At 39.1% G+C, this 19,034-nt stretch carries 15 protein-coding genes; 8 read left to right on the top strand and 7 right to left on the bottom strand.

Annotated features, from left to right (window positions below; translation table 11 throughout):
- Positions 1–11: 11 nt before the first annotated feature.
- The 4 genes from C3K47_RS16675 to lon all read left to right on the top strand — a co-directional run bounded on the left by C3K47_RS16675 (position 12) and on the right by lon (position 6,327).
- Positions 12–623 carry a HupE/UreJ family protein gene (locus C3K47_RS16675; RefSeq protein WP_103790298.1) on the top strand — a complete coding sequence of 204 codons (612 nt, stop codon included), beginning with the start codon at positions 12–14 and terminating at the stop codon, positions 621–623.
- Positions 624–722: 99 nt separating this feature from the next.
- A complete protein-coding gene (locus C3K47_RS16670; protein ID WP_103790297.1) occupies positions 723–3,065 on the top strand; it encodes a M1 family metallopeptidase in 2,343 nt (780 codons plus the stop codon).
- A 102-nt stretch (positions 3,066–3,167) separates the two neighbouring features.
- Positions 3,168–3,656: a DUF6702 family protein gene (locus C3K47_RS16665; RefSeq protein ID WP_103790296.1), complete on the top strand. Its 489-nt coding sequence runs from the start codon at positions 3,168–3,170 to the stop codon at positions 3,654–3,656.
- Between the two features lie 187 nt (positions 3,657–3,843).
- A complete protein-coding gene (gene lon, locus C3K47_RS16660) occupies positions 3,844–6,327 on the top strand; it encodes an endopeptidase La (protein ID WP_103790295.1) in 2,484 nt (827 codons plus the stop codon).
- A gap of 80 nt (positions 6,328–6,407) precedes the next feature.
- Here the strand turns inward: lon and C3K47_RS16655 are convergent, their stop codons facing one another.
- Both C3K47_RS16655 and C3K47_RS16650 read right to left on the bottom strand, forming a co-directional pair.
- Positions 6,408–6,710 (bottom strand): hypothetical protein, encoded by a 303-nt coding sequence (locus C3K47_RS16655; RefSeq protein ID WP_103790294.1) that lies wholly within the window; start codon positions 6,708–6,710, stop codon positions 6,408–6,410.
- Between the two features lie 1,595 nt (positions 6,711–8,305).
- A complete protein-coding gene (locus tag C3K47_RS16650; protein WP_103790293.1) occupies positions 8,306–8,770 on the bottom strand; it encodes a four helix bundle protein in 465 nt (154 codons plus the stop codon).
- 183 nt (positions 8,771–8,953) lie between these two features.
- On the opposite strand from C3K47_RS16650, the gene C3K47_RS16645 reads away from it, so the two are divergent.
- Together C3K47_RS16645 and pepE are read left to right on the top strand one after the other, a co-directional pair.
- The gene (locus tag C3K47_RS16645; protein ID WP_103790292.1) at positions 8,954–9,982 is read left to right on the top strand and encodes a threonine aldolase family protein; all 1,029 of its coding nucleotides are present in this window, start codon (positions 8,954–8,956) and stop codon (positions 9,980–9,982) included.
- A gap of 8 nt (positions 9,983–9,990) precedes the next feature.
- Positions 9,991–10,704, top strand: coding sequence for a dipeptidase PepE (pepE, locus tag C3K47_RS16640; protein WP_207765317.1), 714 nt, complete (start codon positions 9,991–9,993; stop codon positions 10,702–10,704).
- A gap of 78 nt (positions 10,705–10,782) precedes the next feature.
- On the opposite strand, the gene gldC is transcribed toward pepE, so the two are convergent.
- The 3 genes from gldC to C3K47_RS16625 all read right to left on the bottom strand — a co-directional run bounded on the left by gldC (position 10,783) and on the right by C3K47_RS16625 (position 13,252).
- The gene (gene gldC, locus C3K47_RS16635) at positions 10,783–11,118 is read right to left on the bottom strand and encodes a gliding motility protein GldC (RefSeq protein ID WP_103790291.1); all 336 of its coding nucleotides are present in this window, start codon (positions 11,116–11,118) and stop codon (positions 10,783–10,785) included.
- Between the two features lie 120 nt (positions 11,119–11,238).
- The gene (locus C3K47_RS16630) at positions 11,239–12,600 is read right to left on the bottom strand and encodes a DEAD/DEAH box helicase (RefSeq protein WP_103790290.1); all 1,362 of its coding nucleotides are present in this window, start codon (positions 12,598–12,600) and stop codon (positions 11,239–11,241) included.
- A 73-nt stretch (positions 12,601–12,673) separates the two neighbouring features.
- Complete coding sequence (locus C3K47_RS16625) at positions 12,674–13,252, bottom strand: ORF6N domain-containing protein (RefSeq protein ID WP_103790317.1); 579 nt, start codon at positions 13,250–13,252, stop codon at positions 12,674–12,676.
- 109 nt (positions 13,253–13,361) lie between these two features.
- On the opposite strand from C3K47_RS16625, the gene C3K47_RS16620 reads away from it, so the two are divergent.
- Positions 13,362–14,702, top strand: coding sequence for a dihydroorotase (locus C3K47_RS16620; RefSeq protein WP_103790316.1), 1,341 nt, complete (start codon positions 13,362–13,364; stop codon positions 14,700–14,702).
- A 38-nt stretch (positions 14,703–14,740) separates the two neighbouring features.
- Here the strand turns inward: C3K47_RS16620 and C3K47_RS16615 are convergent, their stop codons facing one another.
- Complete coding sequence (locus tag C3K47_RS16615) at positions 14,741–16,438, bottom strand: tetratricopeptide repeat protein (RefSeq protein ID WP_103790289.1); 1,698 nt, start codon at positions 16,436–16,438, stop codon at positions 14,741–14,743.
- A 317-nt stretch (positions 16,439–16,755) separates the two neighbouring features.
- On the opposite strand from C3K47_RS16615, the gene C3K47_RS16610 reads away from it, so the two are divergent.
- Positions 16,756–17,811: a PLP-dependent cysteine synthase family protein gene (locus tag C3K47_RS16610; protein ID WP_103790288.1), complete on the top strand. Its 1,056-nt coding sequence runs from the start codon at positions 16,756–16,758 to the stop codon at positions 17,809–17,811.
- Positions 17,812–17,858: 47 nt separating this feature from the next.
- Here the strand turns inward: C3K47_RS16610 and C3K47_RS16605 are convergent, their stop codons facing one another.
- Positions 17,859–19,019, bottom strand: a complete 1,161-nt coding sequence (locus C3K47_RS16605) for a beta-ketoacyl synthase N-terminal-like domain-containing protein (RefSeq protein ID WP_103790287.1) — start codon at positions 19,017–19,019, stop codon at positions 17,859–17,861.
- Between the last annotated feature and the right edge of the window lie 15 nt (positions 19,020–19,034).

Genomic DNA, 19,034 nt, shown 5'->3' with positions numbered 1-19,034 from the left:
ATTTTTGGCCGATGGAGCAATTTTTGACCTTTCTTCAAGAAGGCTTTTTTCATATTCTTGATTTACAAGGCTACGATCATATTTTGTTTTCATTTGCCATTTGCGCCATTTATGCCAATAAAGACTGGAAACAGATCTTATGGATAATTACTTCGTTTACAATTGCCCATTCTATTACACTTGCCTTAAGTGTTTTTAATATTATTACAATAAATGGTAACCTGGTTGAATTTCTGATTGCCCTCACCATCTTCTTTACCTGCATCGAAAATCTCTTCATCCCTCAATTGCATAGCTACAGGGTTTTACTTTCAGGTTTCTTCGGATTAGTGCATGGCATGGGTTTCTCCCGCTTGTTAAAAGAACTGTTTATGGGCATGCAGTTCAATGCCTTTACCACTTTGCTTCCTTTCAATATAGGCCTTGAATTTGGACAGATCATTATCATCAGCTTTATACTGCTGGTTATTTATTGCCTGATAAAACTTGCTTATCTAAAGCCTAAAACCATCACTTATATAATTTCAGTCCCGGTACTTTTCCAATCAGCAATTTGGATGTGGCATCGTTTTCCATGGCAACACCAAATATTATCCTCATCTTTTAGTTTATTCCTTACATAAATTTGGAATATACACCTAAAACCATTAGAAATGTTACATTTCTAAGTTTCTATTCCGAATGGAACCTGCTACTTTTAGCGCACCATCCATAATTAGTACATGAAGAGAGTATTACTTACAACAGTAGCTTTTGTTAGTTGTCATTTTGTTTTTGCGCAGTCGGGCAGTTACAACACCAATAAGTTTCATCAGCTGCAAGAAATTTTACCTACACCGAACGAATATCGCAACGCTTCCGGAGCACCCGGTCATTCGTACTGGCAGCAAAAGGTAGACTATGTGATAAAAGCGGAGTTAAATGACGACAACCAGAGTTTATCTGGTTCCGAGATCATCACTTATCACAACAATTCTCCCGACATATTGACCTATGTTTGGTTGCAGCTCGATCAGAATAACTACGCAGCCAATTCGGATGCAGCACTTACCCAAACAAACGGCAAAGTGGAGAACATGAGCTTTGATGCTATGGAACGATTAACTGCCAATAGCAAATCTAAACTTGGATACACCATTAAAAGTGTAAAAGATGCCTCTGGAAAAGCTTTGAGCTTCACCATCAACAAGACAATGATGCGTGTTGATTTACCTCAACCTCTTAAACCTGGTGCAAGTTTTAGCTTTTCGGTTGATTGGTTCAATTATATCAACGATTCACGTAAAAGCGGAGGGCGAGGAGGAATGGAATATTTCGAAGATGGAAACTACATCTACGAAATGGCGCAATGGTTCCCTCGTTTATGTGTGTATGATGATGTGAATGGTTGGCAAAACAAACAGTTTTTGGGTACCGGCGAATTTGCTTTAGAATTTGGTGATTACAAAGTAAGCTTAACGGTTCCTGCCGACCATATCGTAATGGCGACAGGTATTTTGCAAAATCCAGCTCAGGTTCTTAGCAAACAACAAACGGACCGACTGGAACAAGCAAAATCATCAGTAAAAAAACCAGTTATAATTGTTTCTCAGGAGGAAGCCACTAATAAAGAGAAATCACACTCAAAAGATAAAAAAACATGGGTTTTCCAGGGCGATAATGTTCGCGACTTTGCATGGGCATCATCCCGTAAGTTCATCTGGGATGCGATGGGTGTTAATGTAAATGGCAAAACCGTAATGGCTATGTCGGCCTATCCTAAAGAAGGGAATCCACTTTGGGAAAAGTACTCAACGCAAGCTGCGGCTCATACCTTGGAAGTGTATTCGCGTTACACATTCGATTACCCTTACCCGGTTGCAATTTCGGTTAACGGACCAGTGGGCGGCATGGAATATCCAATGATCTGTTTTAATGGCCCTCGCCCTGAAAAAGACGGCACCTACGCCGCCGAAACCAAATACGGGTTGATTTCAGTGGTGATACATGAGGTTGGACACAACTTCTTCCCGATGATTGTGAATTCTGACGAGCGCCAGTGGAGTTGGATGGATGAAGGGCTGAATACTTTTTTACAGTATTTGAGTGAACAGGAATGGGAACAAAACTATCCTTCGCGCCGAGGTGAGCCTAAAAATATTGTTAGCTACATGTCGAGTGATAAGTCAACTTTAGAGCCGATCATGTCGAACTCAGAGTCCATCATTCAATTTGGAAACAATGCTTATGGAAAACCTGCCACAGCATTAAACATATTACGCGAAACCATAATGGGCCGAGAACTGTTTGATTATTCTTTTAAAGAGTACGCAAAACGTTGGAAGTTTAAGCATCCCCAACCTGCTGATTTCTTCAGAACGATGGAAGATGCTTCAGCGGTTGACCTAGACTGGTTTTGGAGAGGTTGGTTTTATGGAACCGATCCGGTGGATATTGCCATTAAAAATGTGAACTGGTATAAAGTAGACTCTCAAAATCCGGATATCGAAAAAACTGCGCAGCGTAAAAAAAGAGACGATGCTCCAAAAACCATGTCCGATCAGCGCAATCAAACCAGTATTAAACAATACCGCGTTGAACGTTTCCCTGACTTACAAGATTTCTACAATAAATATGATGCATTGGAAGTTACTGAAAGCGATCGCAAGCGTTATCAATCGTTCGCTGGTAACCTAAACGATAAAGAAAAACAACTTTCATCATCATCAGTAAATGTTTATTTAATTGATTTTGAAAACGTTGGAGGACTTGTAATGCCAATCATTATACAAATGCAATACGAAGACGGCTCAAAAGAGGTGCTTCGTATTCCTGCCGAAATATGGAGGAGAAATAATGATAAGGTTTCTAAACTATTTGTAACCGAAAAACCGGTCAAACAATTTACAATTGACCCGTATCAGGAAACCGCCGACATTAACCCGGCAAACAATAATTATCCTGAGTTATCAGTCGCTTCACAATTCCAACTATTCAAGCAACAGCAAAAGGCTAAACAGCCCAATCAAATGCAGTTAGAGCGAAACTCTGCCTCGGGAGCAGCCACACAACAAAACAACAAATAGATCATTAATTATATTAAATGAGAGAGGCTACCGGCATCCGGTAGCCTCGTTTGTTTCAAGAACCTAATTTTCGCCTAAAACTATATTCATAAATTTGCAGGTATGAAAAAACTGATCTTTTTGTTAGCTATGCTTTTACTATTTGTGCAGTCTGCCAGCTCGCACAAATTCTATACTTCAATGACGCAGATGCAATACAATAAATCTTCTAAATCAGTTGAAATAATCATGAATGTATTTTGGGATGATGTGGAAGTAGCATTAAGTAAACTTCAAAAGAAAACGATCAAGGTTGAAGACGCTAATTTTGACAGCTACCTTAAAAGCTATTTACAACAATCTTTCCTACTCAGAAATAATAGTAAGCAATTAAAACCGTTCAACTTTGTAGGCAAAGAGGTTAAAGGAGAAACGATGAGTGTTTATCTTGAAATACCTATGCCCGAAGGTTTAAACAATGTCGAATTAACACACTCCGTATTGATAGGCTATTTTGATGCCCAAACCAATATTGTAAATGTTATAAGTGGCAACAAACATAAAACCTTGCTATTTAAAGAAGGCACCACTAAACAGAAAATTAGTTGGTAAGCGATGGCATGAAACCACCTACTTTCTGTCTTTTTTTCAGCTAACCTTCATAAACAAAGTCTATTTTTGTACTGGCATAAGTCTTGACACTAATGTCACCCTCAAATATATTACCTAAACACTGACACATTGACCCGCTTCAATGGTTATTACCTGTAATAGTTTGATCAAGAAGAAAAGGAATTACATGAGCATATTTGATCCGTTTGATATAAACAGAAGAGTAGAATCTATGATAACCGAAGAAACCGAATTTTTCCCTTTGATGACTCCCGAAGATGAGGAGGAAATGAACCGTGAGGAATTACCGGAGGTTCTTCCGATTTTACCTTTACGTAATACGGTTTTGTTTCCCGGAGTTGTTATCCCAATTACCGTTGGAAGGGACAAATCTATTAAGCTGATAAAAGAAGCTTATAAATCCGATAAAATTATTGGGGTTGTTTCGCAAAAAAATGTAGGGGTAGAAGATCCTACTCCTGATGACCTGAACACTATTGGGACCGTTGCCTATATTATTAAAACCTTGCAAATGCCTGATGGTAACACCACTGTTATTATTCAAGGTAAACGCAGGTTTACAATGGGAGAAATGATCCAGTCGGAGCCATATTTTAAGGCAAATATCAAGTTGTTTGAAGAACCTAAGGCATCTGATGATAAAGAGTTCAAGGCATTGATCAGTTCGTTGAAAGAGCTTTCCACTCAAATTATCCAAAACTCTCCTAATATTCCTTCGGAGGCAGCCTTCGCGATCAAGAACATTGAAAGTCCTTCGTTTTTGATAAATTTCATTTGTTCAAATATGAACGCCGAAGTTGGCGAGAAGCAAGCTTTACTAGAAGAAACCACAATAAATAAACGTGCCGAAATGGTGCTGGAGCATTTGACAAAAGAATTGCAAATGCTGGAGTTGAAAAACCAGATACAAAGTAAAGTACGTGTTGACCTCGACAAGCAACAGCGTGAGTATTTCCTGCATCAGCAACTGAAAACCATTCAGGAAGAGCTTGGAGGTAATACGCCTGATTTGGAAGTGCAAAACTTGCGTGAGCGTGCCCAAAAGAAAAAATGGAGCAAAGAAGTGAGTGAGCATTTCGGTAAGGAACTGGAAAAACTGGCTCGTATGAATCCGGCTGCAGCTGAATATTCGGTTATTACCAATTATTTGGAACTGTTGCTTGATTTACCCTGGAATGATTACACCAAAGACAATTTCGACCTGAAAAGAGCGAAAAAGATCCTGGACAAAGATCATTTCGGCTTAGAAAAAGTTAAAGACCGTATTCTCGAATATATTGCCGTGTTAAAATTAAAACACGACATGAAAGCGCCTATCCTATGCCTTGTTGGCCCTCCGGGTGTTGGTAAAACCTCTTTAGGTAAATCAATTGCGAAAGCGGTAGGGCGTAAATATGTTCGTATGGCTTTAGGTGGTGTTAGAGATGAAGCAGAAATTCGCGGGCACCGTAAAACCTATATTGGGGCTATGCCGGGTCGTGTGATCCAGTCGTTGAAAAAAGCCAAATCAGCTAATCCTGTATTTGTATTAGATGAGATCGATAAGGTTGGCAATGATTTCCGCGGAGACCCTTCTTCTGCCCTACTCGAGGTTTTAGATCCGGAGCAGAACAATGCTTTCTATGATCATTACGTTGAGCTTGATTTCGATTTATCTAATGTAATGTTCATTGCAACCGCCAACTCGTTAGGTTCTATTCATCCAGCCCTACGCGACCGTATGGAAATTATTGAGGTAAATGGCTATACAGTTGAGGAAAAGGTTCAAATCGCTAAGAAATACCTTGTTCCTAAACAATTGGAGGCCCATGGACTTAAACCCAAAGATGTAACGGTTAAATCGTCGATAATTGAAAAATTAATTGAGGATTATACCCGTGAGTCGGGAGTACGTTCGTTGGAGAAAAAGGTAGCTACATTGGTGCGCGGAGTGGCTAAAAGTGTGGCTTTAGAAGAAGAATATAACACAACGCTTACAGAAAAAGACGTTGAAAAAATCCTGGGTCCTTCTATTTTTGATAAGGACGAATACGAAGATAACAGTGTTGCCGGAGTGGTTACGGGCCTTGCCTGGACACAAGTAGGTGGTGATATTTTGTTTATCGAAACCAGTATTAGCCCGGGTAAAGGTAAACTAACCCTAACCGGTAGCTTAGGTGACGTGATGAAGGAATCAGCAGTGATCGCCTTGGCTTATTTACGTGCTAATGGTAAGAAATTCGGTATAGATCCTCGCTTATTCGATTTGTGGGACGTTCATGTACACGTACCTGCCGGAGCCGTTCCCAAAGACGGTCCTTCTGCGGGTATTACCATGTTAACCTCACTTTCATCCGCCTTTACACAGCAAAAAGTACGCTCGCAACTGGCAATGACAGGCGAAATTACCTTGCGCGGTAAAGTGCTGCCGGTTGGTGGAATAAAGGAAAAAATCCTGGCCGCCAAACGTGCCGGAATTAAAGAGGTGATCATGTGTAAGACGAACCGTAAGGATGTGGAAGAGATCAATCCTGATTATATCAAGGACATGAAATTCCATTACGTTAGCGAAATGAAGGAGGTAATTGATTTTGCTTTGTTAAAGGAAAAAGTCGACCATCCATTTGATATGACGATCAAGGAAGAGGTTAAACCGGTAATTGCCAATTAAGGTTAACTGAATCTCTCAAAAAAACAAAAATCCCCGTTAAAGTATATTTAGCGGGGATTTTTTCTTGGTTTAATTGTTGTTTATTGCAGTTTATCAGCATTATTTCCAATACTGTAATAACCTTTTTGAACCGCCATTTTTTTAGTGGCAGGCTTAGCTACCGCTCTATTTACCTGTATTGCGTTATTTTCAACCGCATAAAAGCCTTTTTCTGCTGTTTGGGGTTGTTTATTAAATGTAATTATTGAAGGCACACTTAATCTTTTGTAATTATCACCAATACTGTAATAACCTTTACTTACTGTCGTAGGATTACTTTGTGCTTTAACACTCCATGCTGCTACCATTGCAACAATACTGAGCAAGAATGTTTTAGTTCTCATAACTTTAAAATTAGATAGTACTTTTTGACCACAACACTGTATGTGAGTCCAGGACACAATCATATGTAGCATTGCTGGGTATTTACTAGAATACCTTGAGGAGCGTAAATAATGCAGATTTTGCTCAGTGGAGTTAAACTGTAGTTTCAGGTGAAGGGATCACTATTGATTGGTCATTCAACTCCATATTGAATTATACAAACTTAAGGTTTAATAGCTAAATAGTTGGCATTTAGCCAATAGATCCTTTAAAAAAGCTTTAGATGGAAAACAAAAGAGAATAGGATTTCAAAGGAATGTATAAGTAAGTAAGAAAAAAGAACAAAGCGGACCGGCATCAACGAAAGAAAAAATTCGAAACACACTTCTACAACCTGCACGGTTTACGCTATTGTTCTTTAAAGCATTTTGGTAAGGTTTAATTCTATCAACCAGTTAATCAGCCTCCGAACCTACCTCATGCACTCCGACAGACATCTAAAAGAACACTCAACAACACCTTTATCTGCCGGCAACTACAATTTTATCAACGACTCAAACTAATATCACCAATCTACCTGCTCAACCACACAACAATCGTAGTTTTAACACTGCAAATATCAGGGTACGTACCCATTTAAAAATTGATCTGAATCAATATATATGGCTATTTTTTTAAAAAATATACCCCTGAATATCAATTACATAAAACATAGAATCAACAAACACTCATCGACTTAACAGATCAAAACAAAAAGGAAATGGATTAGAAAAAGAGAAGGATTTAAAAAGGGAAAAAGAACAAAGCGAACCGGCATCAACGAAAGGAAAAATTAAAAACAACTGATACAACCTGCCAGGTTTACGCTAAGCCCTTTAAAACATTTGGTAAGGTTTAATTTCTATCACCTGTTGCCCTGCACTTACCACATGCTTTCTCAACAACACATTATCTGCCGCTAACTACAATCTTATCAACACCTTAAACCAGCCTCACTTATCTACCCGATCAACCACACAGCGATTATAGTTTTAACACTGCAAATATCAGGGTAAGTTTTCATTTAAAAATTGATTAAAATCAATTATTAAATCGATTTTAAATATATCAACTTGAATATCAACTACATCAAACAATCAACCGATATACCTTTATCGATTTAACAGATCAAAACAAAACTGAAATGGAACAGAAAAAAGAGAGGGATTTTAAAAATGAAAAAAGAACAAAGCGAACCGGCATCAACGAAAGGAAAAAATTAAAAATAGCTGATACAACCTGCACGGTTTACGCTTAGTCCTTTAAAGCATTTTGGTACGGTTTACTTATTCTATTAACCAATTTATTATACTTCACCTACCTCATGCACTCCAACAGATACTCATAAATCAACAATCAAACAACACTGTATCTGTGCGCAACTACAATCAACAATCATCTAAACTAAAACTAACTAACTACTAACTAACTATCCTTTCATAGCTCACAACGATTGCAGTTTTTACACTTCAAATATCAGCGTAAGTGCACGTATAAAAATTGATCAAAATCATTTTATGTAAACAATATTTTAGCACAAAAAACTGATTATCAGAATACTAGAAACATGTAGAATTTAGTAAAAAAGGCCCCACTCGTCTTGTATATCATTATTTCGATCAAAATCAGTCACCCAGTTAACAAATAACCGTCTGAAACTGTCAATCTCCTCCCATAAAAGCTGCAGGTATTTTTCGTCGGCCAACTCTTCCATTTTACATAAAGTAGTTTGCGACATCAGTTCGCGGGCATGAATTTTAATGATCACTGCATTCTCCATTCTCAGCGTATACAAATCACCTCCTTCTGCAGCAGCGATCTTGGCACCTAACATATATGCATTCGTCAGCATCTGTTCGCTCACCTCCATTAAATCTTTTTCCGGATCTATCGATCCACAAATAGCTCTTGTTATTTCAGCTACCTCAACGGCCTTTTTATAAACTGGTAAATTTTGTATTCTCTCCTGTTCCCGTCGATAAGCATCTGGGTCGAAATCTCCCGACTCGAACTCAAAGTCATCATCTTCATTATCAAACATCGCCTTATAATTGGTACTAAAACTTAACTAATAGGGCAGCAATATAAGCATTAACAAATACCACACAATACTTTGAAAAAAATTAAAATACTGAAAATCAGCTGCGGTAATTTTCAGTTATCATTGATTTCCGGAAAGCTTTTCAAACTAAATAATTATGATATTTAGCCTTTCAATTTTACCATGATAATAGATTTAAGAAGTGATACACTTACCAAGCCTACCCGGTTTATGCTTGAGGCTATGTTTAACGCCCGGGTTGGAGATGACGTATACGGAGAAGACCCCACGGTAAAAGAGTTGGAGGCCAAAACTGCTGCATTATTTGGCAAAGAAGCTGCCCTTTTTTGCGCCTCCGGAACCATGACCAATCAAATTGCCATTAAATGTTTCACCCAACCATTAGAGGAAGTGATTTGCGATGAAGGTGCCCACGTTTATTATTATGAAGGTGGAGGAATTGCCTTCAACTCTTCTGCTTCTACACGTACCATTACCGGAAACAGAGGTGTTTTCACTGCCGATCAATTAATAGCTAACATCAATAAAAATGATATCCATAACCCTACCAGCAGTTTGGTGGTTATTGAAAACACGGCAAACAGAGGTGGGGGAAGATGCTGGGAACTGGCAGAGATAGAATCTATCGCCAAGGTTTGTAAAGAGGAGGGGCTTTATCTGCACTTAGATGGTGCAAGGATCTTTAACGCGATAGTTGCCAAAGGTTATTCTGCGGGCGAAGTTGGAAGTTACTTTGATGGTATTTCGGTATGCTTCTCCAAAGGCTTGGGAACGCCGGTTGGTTCTGTTTTGCTGGGTACCAAACCCTTTATCCAAAAGGCCAAACGCGTTCGTAAAGTATTGGGTGGAGGCTGGCGACAGGCCGGTTATTTGGCTGCAGCAGGCATTTATGCCATAGACAATCATATAGATCGTTTGGCTGATGATCATAAACGAGCTAAAATAATTGAAGAAACGTTAAAGCATTGCCATTATGTAAAAACCGTTGTTCCGGTTGAAACCAATATTGTAATTTTTGAACTAACAGATGCTATTTCAGAGGCTGTCTTCATTCAAAAAATGAAGGAGCAAAATATCCTTTGCGCTTCACCTGGTAAACAAATGATACGTTTCGTCACCCATTTAGATTTTACTGATGAAATGCTCGACCTGTTAGTCGGAAAGCTTAAGAACTTTAAGAACTCTTTTTAATAAACCTTATGATAAATCTTCTTTTATTAAGTAACTCAACCAATGCCGGTGAAAATTACTTAGAATATCCAAAACAATATATCGCTGATTTTTTAGCAAAATACAGCGTTACAGAAGTTCTGTTTATTCCGTTTGCGGCGGTAACTTTTTCATATGATGAGTACGAGGCAAAAGTGGCAGAACGCTTTTCAGAATTTAATGTAAAGGTCAATTCCATTCACACATTTAATTCACCAATAAACGCTGTAAATAATGCACAGGCTATTGTTATTGGCGGTGGAAACACTTTTCATTTACTGAAAAGCATGCAAGATTTGGAGTTAATGGATGCTATCAGGCAAAAGGTTCTTAACGATACACCCTATATTGGCTGGAGCGCGGGCACAAACGTTACCTGCCCAACCATTTGTACTACCAATGATATGCCCATTGTTCAACCGCAATCATTCAATGCATTAAACCTGATCCCTTTTCAAATTAACCCGCATTATTTAGATAGTCACCCGGATAGTCATGCCGGAGAAACGCGTGAGCAACGGCTACTGGAATATATTGCGGCAAATCCGAACCGATATGTAGCAGGATTACGAGAAGGATGCATGTTTTATTTTGAAAACAATTCGATTCGATTTGAAGGCGGTAAAACGGTAAGGATCTTTAAAAGAAACGAAGAAACAAGAGAGATAGGTTCAATAGCTGATTTTTCATTTTTACTTACCTGATCTGTTTTTTTTGCAAAAAGCAACAGGAAACAATGGCTATACTGAGAGAATATGTATAGCCATTGCTTTTATAAGTAATTATTCCGGACGGGTAATTTCCATTTTTTCAGCAAAGTGCGCACAATAATCACGCAAATCTTCTACAATGGCAGTTTCACCTGTAGCCCGCTGAAACGTATCGCCCATGGTCATTAAGGTTTCGTAGAAGAAACGTTTCATTTCATCTACTGGCATTTCCTTCGTCCACAAGTCAATTTTTAAGGTATTTTGATAGTTATGATCCCAAATTGACAACATAAAAGCCTTAGAAGGAACAGCGTCTTTCTTTTCAGAATCAGTTGACTCCCAGGTAATTTTTTCAGGAATATTTTGGTCATCAAGCTCAATGCTTAATTTAATTTCTGCTTTTTTCATTTGTTATAACACTAATTGCACGAATTATTCTAATTGTTCTAAACTTTTAAAACACTAATTACTCGGATTATACGAATTGCACTAATTAGTTGTGTAATTCGAAATTACCCTAAGTAACTTTTATCTTCTTTTGCCTTTGTTCTTGTCTTTCGGGCCGAAACGGGCTTCTTTACTTTTCGGATCTACATAACTACGTTTTTGATCCTTTTTTGTTTTTTCCGCTTTCTTTGCAAATGGATTTTTCTTCTCGTGAAATGCTCCTTTAAAATCCGGATCGGCTTTGCGTTTCTGCTCGTCAATTTCGCGGGCCATAGCCTGACGCTCATCATAGGCCGTTTCTTCCACAAAAACGCCCTGCGGTATTTCTATGACAGGAATTTGCTGACGGATCAATTTCTGAATTTTTTCGATATGAAACTTTTCTGCTTCGTTGCAAAAGGTAATTGCATCACCTGTTTTGTTGGCCCTACCCGTCCGACCAATCCTATGCACATAATCCTCGTAAATCAAAGGTACATCAAAGTTGATCACGTGACTCACATCCGAAACATCCAATCCTCGTGCAGCCACATCAGTAGCTACTAAAATGCGGATATCATCATTCTTAAATTGATTGATCGCATTGATCCGCGAATTTTGACCTTTATTGGCATGGATCACACGAACCTGTTCTTCGCCGAACCTACGTACCAGGTATTTGGCAATATTATCGGCTGTGGTCTTCGTCTTGGTAAATACGATCAATTTACTGATATCCTCCTCATCTTTAAGTAAGTGCATCATTAAGTTGATCTTACTTTTCAGATTGGGAACATAATACAAGGCTTGTGAAACCGTTTCGGCAGGTGTTGCTTGTTGAGTAACTTCTACCTTTACCGGAAATTTCAGAAAATCACCGGCGAGAGTTTCAACCCGTTGGTGCATGGTTGCCGAAAACAATAAATTTTGACGCTTACGCGGAATGATCTCCAATATCTTATGGATCTGAGGCAGAAAGCCCATATCCATCATTTTATCAGCTTCATCAATCACAAAATAATTTAGCTGCTTTACGATCAACTCCTCTTTCAGGTAGATTTCCATAAAGCGACCAGGAGTTGCAATAATTACATCTACCCCTGATTTTATCGTTTCAATTTGAGTCTTCGGACCAAGTCCGCCAAAGATGGCAGTGATCCTTAAGTCGGTATATTTTGCCAGTGCCTGCGTAGCCTCTAATACTTGCAAGGCCAGCTCACGGGTAGGCACTAAAATTAATGCACGTGGATTTTGCCCTTGGGCGTATTTTAGCTTCATCACCATTGGCAATACATAAGCCGCCGTTTTACCGGTACCGGTTTGCGCAATGCCCATTAAATCGTTACCCGATAAAATAGGTGTAATGGCTTTTTGCTGAATTAATGTGGGAGAAGTATAACCCGCCTCTTCAATGGCGTTCAGAATTTGGCGGTTAAACTGAAAATCCTCAAATGTTTTGGACATGCCGCAAAATTAGCATTTATTTAACAATTGAGGCTTAGGAGTTATCGGTTAAGCCATCCTTCCAATAGATTAATTATCCTTCCGGCTTATACCCGATCTGTTTCCGGGGTTCACCCGGTCGGTTTATCAATTGTTTAAGCGCCTTAAATAAACGATCAATTTGACTCGATTGCTCATCGAACCGATCTTTCGTTGATCGTTCGAGCTCCAATAGTTTCTGAGTCAGTTCTTTATTTGATTCCAATAAATTCCTCAGCCTAACAAATGCTCTTACCACCAAAATACTAGCTTCAATTGCTACCGGACTATTTAAAACGCTGGCTAGCATTACAGCGCCGTGTTCTGTAAACACATAAGGCAGATATTTGCGATGTTTCCCTCTTCCTGAACTTGAGGTCACAAATTGTGACCTTAAAGGTGCTGTCTTTAAGGTCGCAAATTGCGACCTTAAAAGATATTCCTCATACTCTTCTTCAGTAAGCTGGAACATAAAATCGGCAGGAAATCGAAATAAATTTCGTTTTACTTGTTCGTTTAATCGTTTGGTGGTAACACCATATAGCCCGGCCAAATCGCTGTCAAGCATAACCTTATAGCCTCTAAAAAAATAAATCTTAGAAGCAATGTTCTCTTCAATAAGTAAATGTTCCATTAGGTAGATTTTGTTCTTATAATTTAACAGCATGTTTTTAGTAATCAAAAAACACTATAAAACGCTCAAAATTCGCACCTTTGCACATCTCGAAATTTCAATACAAAAAATGAGTTCTATCCTTATAAAAAATGCCACATTGGTAAACGAAGGTGTACAGTTTAACGCCGATGTTTTCATAAACAATGGTTTTATTGAGAAAATTGACAGTTCGATCAACCGCCCTGGCGATATTGAAATAAATGCAGAAGGGAAATACCTGTTACCGGGATGTATTGATGACCAGGTACATTTTCGCGAGCCGGGCCTAACGCACAAAGCCAATATCGCTTCTGAATCAGCAGCAGCAGTTGCAGGTGGGATCACTTCATTTATGGAAATGCCAAATACGGTTCCCAATACCCTCACCCAGGCTTTACTCGAAGAAAAATATCAAACCGCTTCCCGAAACTCATTTGCCAACTATTCTTTTTTTATGGGTGCCGGCAATGATAATTTGGCAGAGGTTTTAAAAACAAATCCGAAAGATGTTTGCGGGGTAAAAGTATTTATGGGTTCATCAACCGGCAATATGCTGGTTGATAACGAGAAAACACTGGAAGGTATATTTTCGAAAGTGCCAATGTTAGTGGCAACGCATTGTGAAGATGAGGCAACTATTCGCCATAACCTGGAATTGTTCAAGGCAAAATATGGCGAGGAAGGCTTGACTGCTGAAATGCATCCCTTAATCCGAAATGCTGAAGCCTGTTATATATCATCGAGCAAAGCAGTGGAACTGGCTAAAAAACACAATACGCGTTTGCATATTTTACATATTTCAACTGGTGTGGAAACACAACTGTTCGACAATACCATACCTTTAAAAGACAAAAAGATTACTGCAGAGGCCTGTGTGCATCATCTTTGGTTCAGCGATAAGGATTATGCTTCGAAAGGAAACTATATTAAATGGAACCCTGCGGTAAAGACGGAAGCCGACCGCTCGCAAATTTTTGAAGCTTTATTGAACGATCGCATTGATGTAATCGCAACCGATCATGCGCCGCATACCATCGAAGAAAAAGGACAAGCTTACTCAAAAGCTCCTTCAGGCGGACCTTTGGTACAACATGCCTTAACTGCCATGCTCGAATTCTATCATCAGGGTAAAATTTCACTTGAAAAAATAGTAGAGAAAATGGCACATAACGTAGCTATTTGCTTTCAAATTGAAAAACGTGGATTCATCCGTGAAGGATATTGGGCTGACCTTACTTTGCTTGACCTTAATTCTCCATGGACCGTTTCTAAACAAAATATTCTTTACAAATGTGGCTGGTCACCATTTGAAGGACAAGAATTTAAATCGAAAGTAACGCACACCATTGTAAGCGGAAAACTTGTTTATAATAACGGTGAATTAGATCATCATCAAAAAGGCCAACGCCTGATGTTCGAAAGAAATTAATATCGAAAGCCGGTGGAACTACAAACCACCGGCTTTTTTCATATTCCCAATTTATTCTTTTCCAGAAAGGCTTTAGCAACTTTTAGTTCGTCCCGATTTGAATTTGGAGCAATGGCAATTAATTGTTGAAAATAGTATGCGGCTTTGTCAATTTCATTGGATTGTTTAGCGGACTGTCCTGCTCCATATAGCCCATTAAACCGTTTAGGATGCTGTTTTAAATCAACCTCATAAGCCTGTAACGCTTCAGTGGGTCTGTTAATTTCCAATAACATATCTCCCAATAATTCACTTGCCGGCAACACTTCCCCTGGCGTAACTGGATGCTTTTGCGTTTTGCTTTCCATATCCGCTGCAGTGCGCATCATTTTCAATGCGTCTTCTTGTTTACCTTCTTTAAGCAACAACCAGGCTTGAGATGCCTTAATTTGTATTAATACCTGATCAGCTTTATAAACATCTTTTTGATTTTCAAGCGTATCATGTAATGAATAAAGCGTCTTCAATTCTATTCTGGCTGCATTAAGCTGGCCTGTATGAACAGAGCCCAGCAAGCGTGTGAAATGTATAATTGCCCTTTGCCATGGGTAACCTTTCCAGGGGAAACCCTCCCAAACTTTCAAATTGGCAGCATCATCCCAAAGTTGATTTTCCAAGACATACCGAGAAGGAACGGCAGCAAAGGCATAGGCAACTTTAAAATTAACCGGTTCAACCTCCTTAATGGAATCCAAATAATCGCAATAGCTTTTCGCATGAATATTCTCCCCTTTTTGAAGGTAAGCATACACCAGATAGTCAAGCCCATGCACTTCTTCATCCCAATGGCCTTTCATTTTCATTTGTTCCGCGTAACATTGGGCCGATGAAATAGAAGCTAAATTTGAATTGATACTTTCTTGCCATAACCCCAGCCTTATAAATATATGTGAAGGCATATGAAGAGCATGAGCAGAAGAAGGGGCGATAGAAGAATATTCCTTTGCGGCCGGTAATGCCAATGCAGCCAGTTGGGGATAATCATAAGCATGAATAATATAATGCACAATACCGGGATGATTAGGCTGTTTAGAATAAAGGTCTTTTAAAAGGGAACCGGCCAACTTTTGATTTTTAAAGGATTTATCAGCAGGGGAAGCGGAAGCAACAAGCGACAATGCATAAAATATAGCTGCCTCGTTATCTTCCGGAAAGTCCCTATAAACTTTTTCCATTCCTTTTTCGAATCGCACACTGCGGGCATGATGATCTACCTTTTCCCAATCCTCGTAAAATCCTGCAATTGCATCAATATAAGCCGATTCGCGTTTGGACATTTGTTTTATTGAACGGGCAATCAGAATTGCTTTTGTGCCTTTTTCAAGTTCAAGAAGCGTGGGAGGAGTCCATAGTGGGTGATAGTTACTCATGGCCACACCCCAATAGGCCATACCGCAGTCAGGTTCCATTTCAATAACTTTTGCAAAAACCTTTTCAGCTTCATCATACTCGAAGGAATGCAGCAGCGCCATAGCCAGATCAAAGTCTTTTTGAACTTTTGGTGAACAGGAAGTACCAAATCCAACTAAACCAAACTGTTTATCAGCCGGGCCACAAACGGCGATCTCTCCTTGTTTAAGATTTAGGTCAAGTATACTTTCGTTGGAAGGAGTTTTATTTCTGGGGTTACAAGCAATGATAGCCGATAATAAAATAATGAAAAATGAACAGGCTATCTTTATGAATACCTTCTTCATGTTAAATCATGTTTCGCGGAATACTTATCCCGAATTAATCTATATAATTTAGCATTTTCTGCGGAAATATCTCGCAATTGCTGCTTCTTACCCAGAGAAATTGTCATTTAAATGAAAGAAAGGAATCACAAATTCTTAAACCAGAATCTCCCCAAAAAAAATAAAAAACCTGCTTAAAATCATTTTTAATCTCCTGGAAAAACAATATGAAAATCGACCATATGGCTTTAGTAACCAAGTAGTTACATTGAAGAAATATTATTTTTTTCAAGAAAAAATATTTTACTTCGCATCGAATCTAAACCAAATAAACCTTTATGATAGTTCTGGAATCAAAACAAACATTAAGTCCCGAATTGGAATTAAAATTTAAGCATCTTAAACATTTGGTAGGAAATACACCGATGTTGGAGATCTTATACTCTTACGAGGGAGAAAAAAGAAAGATTTACGTAAAATGTGAGCACTACAATCTCACTGGAAGCATTAAAGACAGAATGGCCTTGTTTATTTTAGAACAAGCCTATCGCCAGAAAAAGATCAAACCTAATGATGTAATTATTGAAGCCACCAGCGGTAACACAGGGATTGCATTTGCAGCCATTGGTCGTGCTTTAGGGCATCCGGTTAAAATTATAATGCCTAATTGGCTAAGCAAAGAGCGAATTGATATTATCCGAAGCCTTGGTGCCGAAATCGTTTTAATAAGTAAAGAAGAAGGGGGATTCCTGGGAAGTATTGCCCTTTCGGAAAAACTTGCTGCCGAAAACCCTAATGTATTTTTACCCTGCCAATTTTCTAATCAATACAATGCAGAAGCACATGCAAGATCTACCGGCATTGAGATTTGGAATCAGCTGAAACATATTGACCTGGTTCCGGATGCGTTTGTTGCCGGCGTTGGAACCGGAGGTACTGTTATGGGAGTAGGAAGCTATTTGCGGTCTATCCATCCAAGTATTAAAATTCACCCGCTGGAACCAGCAGAATCGCCAACATTAACCACCGGTTACAAAGTGGGTGCTCACCGTATCCAAGGCATTTCAGATGAATTTATTCCTGCAATTGTAAAACTTGATCAATTAGACCCTGTTATCCAGGCCTCAGACGGTGATTCTATTCTGATTGCTCAAAAACTATCAAGACAATTAGGTTTAGCAGTAGGTATATCTTCGGGAGCTAATTTTATTGGCGCTGTAAAACTGCAAAATGAGATGGGTAGTAATGCCGACGTGGTTACTATCTTCTCCGACAGTAACAAGAAGTATTTAAGTACCGACCTAATGAAGGAAGAGCCGATAAAAGAAGGTTACCTGGCTCCTAAAATTGAATTTTTAGATTATAACCCAATTATGCGCTGCAATTGCGTATAATTTCAATAATTAAAGAGATGGAAGTGAAAAGTATAATCTTTTCACTTTCATCTTTCTATTAAAATACTTACCGCGTTTCCTCCAAAACCCACAGCATTTACCAAAATTTTCTTCAAAGGCTTTTTAATCTCCTGCTGCGGCAAATAAGGTGGTTGGATAAACTGATTATGCTGAAGCATTAGTATAGCCATTTCCATGCTCAAAGAACCGGATGCTCCAAAGGTATGTCCGATTTTCCATTTGTTTGAAGTAAGTAAGGGTTTATAATTTCCAAAAACAGCTTCTATGGCTTTTATCTCTGATTCATCACCCTTTACTGTTCCGGGAGAATGAAGTACGATTGCATCGATGCTTTCCGGATCATGACTCTTAATGGCCATGCGCATAGCCTGTTGCTGACAGGTTGCGTTTTCTGAAATTGAGGCGCCATGCTTTATGATCTCTGTGCCATACCCTATTCCGGTAATATAAGCAAGGGCGCTTTCTGCCTCCCGCTGTAATGCAAAAACGGCAGCCCCTTCACCCAAAATCATCGAATTTCGGGTTTTCAACAAATTCATCGACTGGCAAGGGAAATCTGTAATTCCGTTGGCGTATACCTTTAACGCTTTCATTTGCGCAAGAGTAAAAGGTGTTAATGGCGCTTCGGAACCACCTGCCAAAAATTTATCCGACAACCCTGATTTAAGCCAGGCCACTGCGTTTAAAATTGCGTGAAGTGCGGTAGAACAGGTTATTGAATGAGAGATTTGTGGTCCATGTGAGCCCAGGTCCACTCCTACCCAACTGGCAATATTGCCCAAGGTGGTTGTTGGCGACGAAAGTGTATCGGTGTTTTGCTCGCCCGAATCAATAAATTGTGTATGGTATTTTTCAAAAGCTTCTGTGGCACCGCGAGATGACCCAAGATTTATTCCTATAGAATCATCATTTTGCCAACCCGCTTGCTCTACTGCAATTCGTGAAGCCACCATTGCATACCAGGCGGTTGGATCCAGTTGCCGGTATTTTGGATTCTCTTCCGCAACACTTGCGACCAATTGAGCTGATTTTTTATCAAGCACCGCCACCCATTCATTTCCCATTGGAAATTCCTTTCGGGAAAAACAGTGTTGAGGAGTTAAATAGTTAGTCCAGATATCTTTTTTTTCGGCACCCAATGCCGAAACAGAACCCCAACCCACAATAGCTATCTTAATTTGATCCATTCATTAAAGTTAATC

The organism is Solitalea longa, assembly GCF_002920915.1.
In the GTDB taxonomy this organism is placed as follows: Bacteria; Bacteroidota; Bacteroidia; order Sphingobacteriales; family Sphingobacteriaceae; genus Solitalea; species Solitalea longa.
The sequence above is the reverse complement of the archived record's forward strand: the minus strand, read 5'-3'. Positions and strand labels throughout refer to the sequence as shown.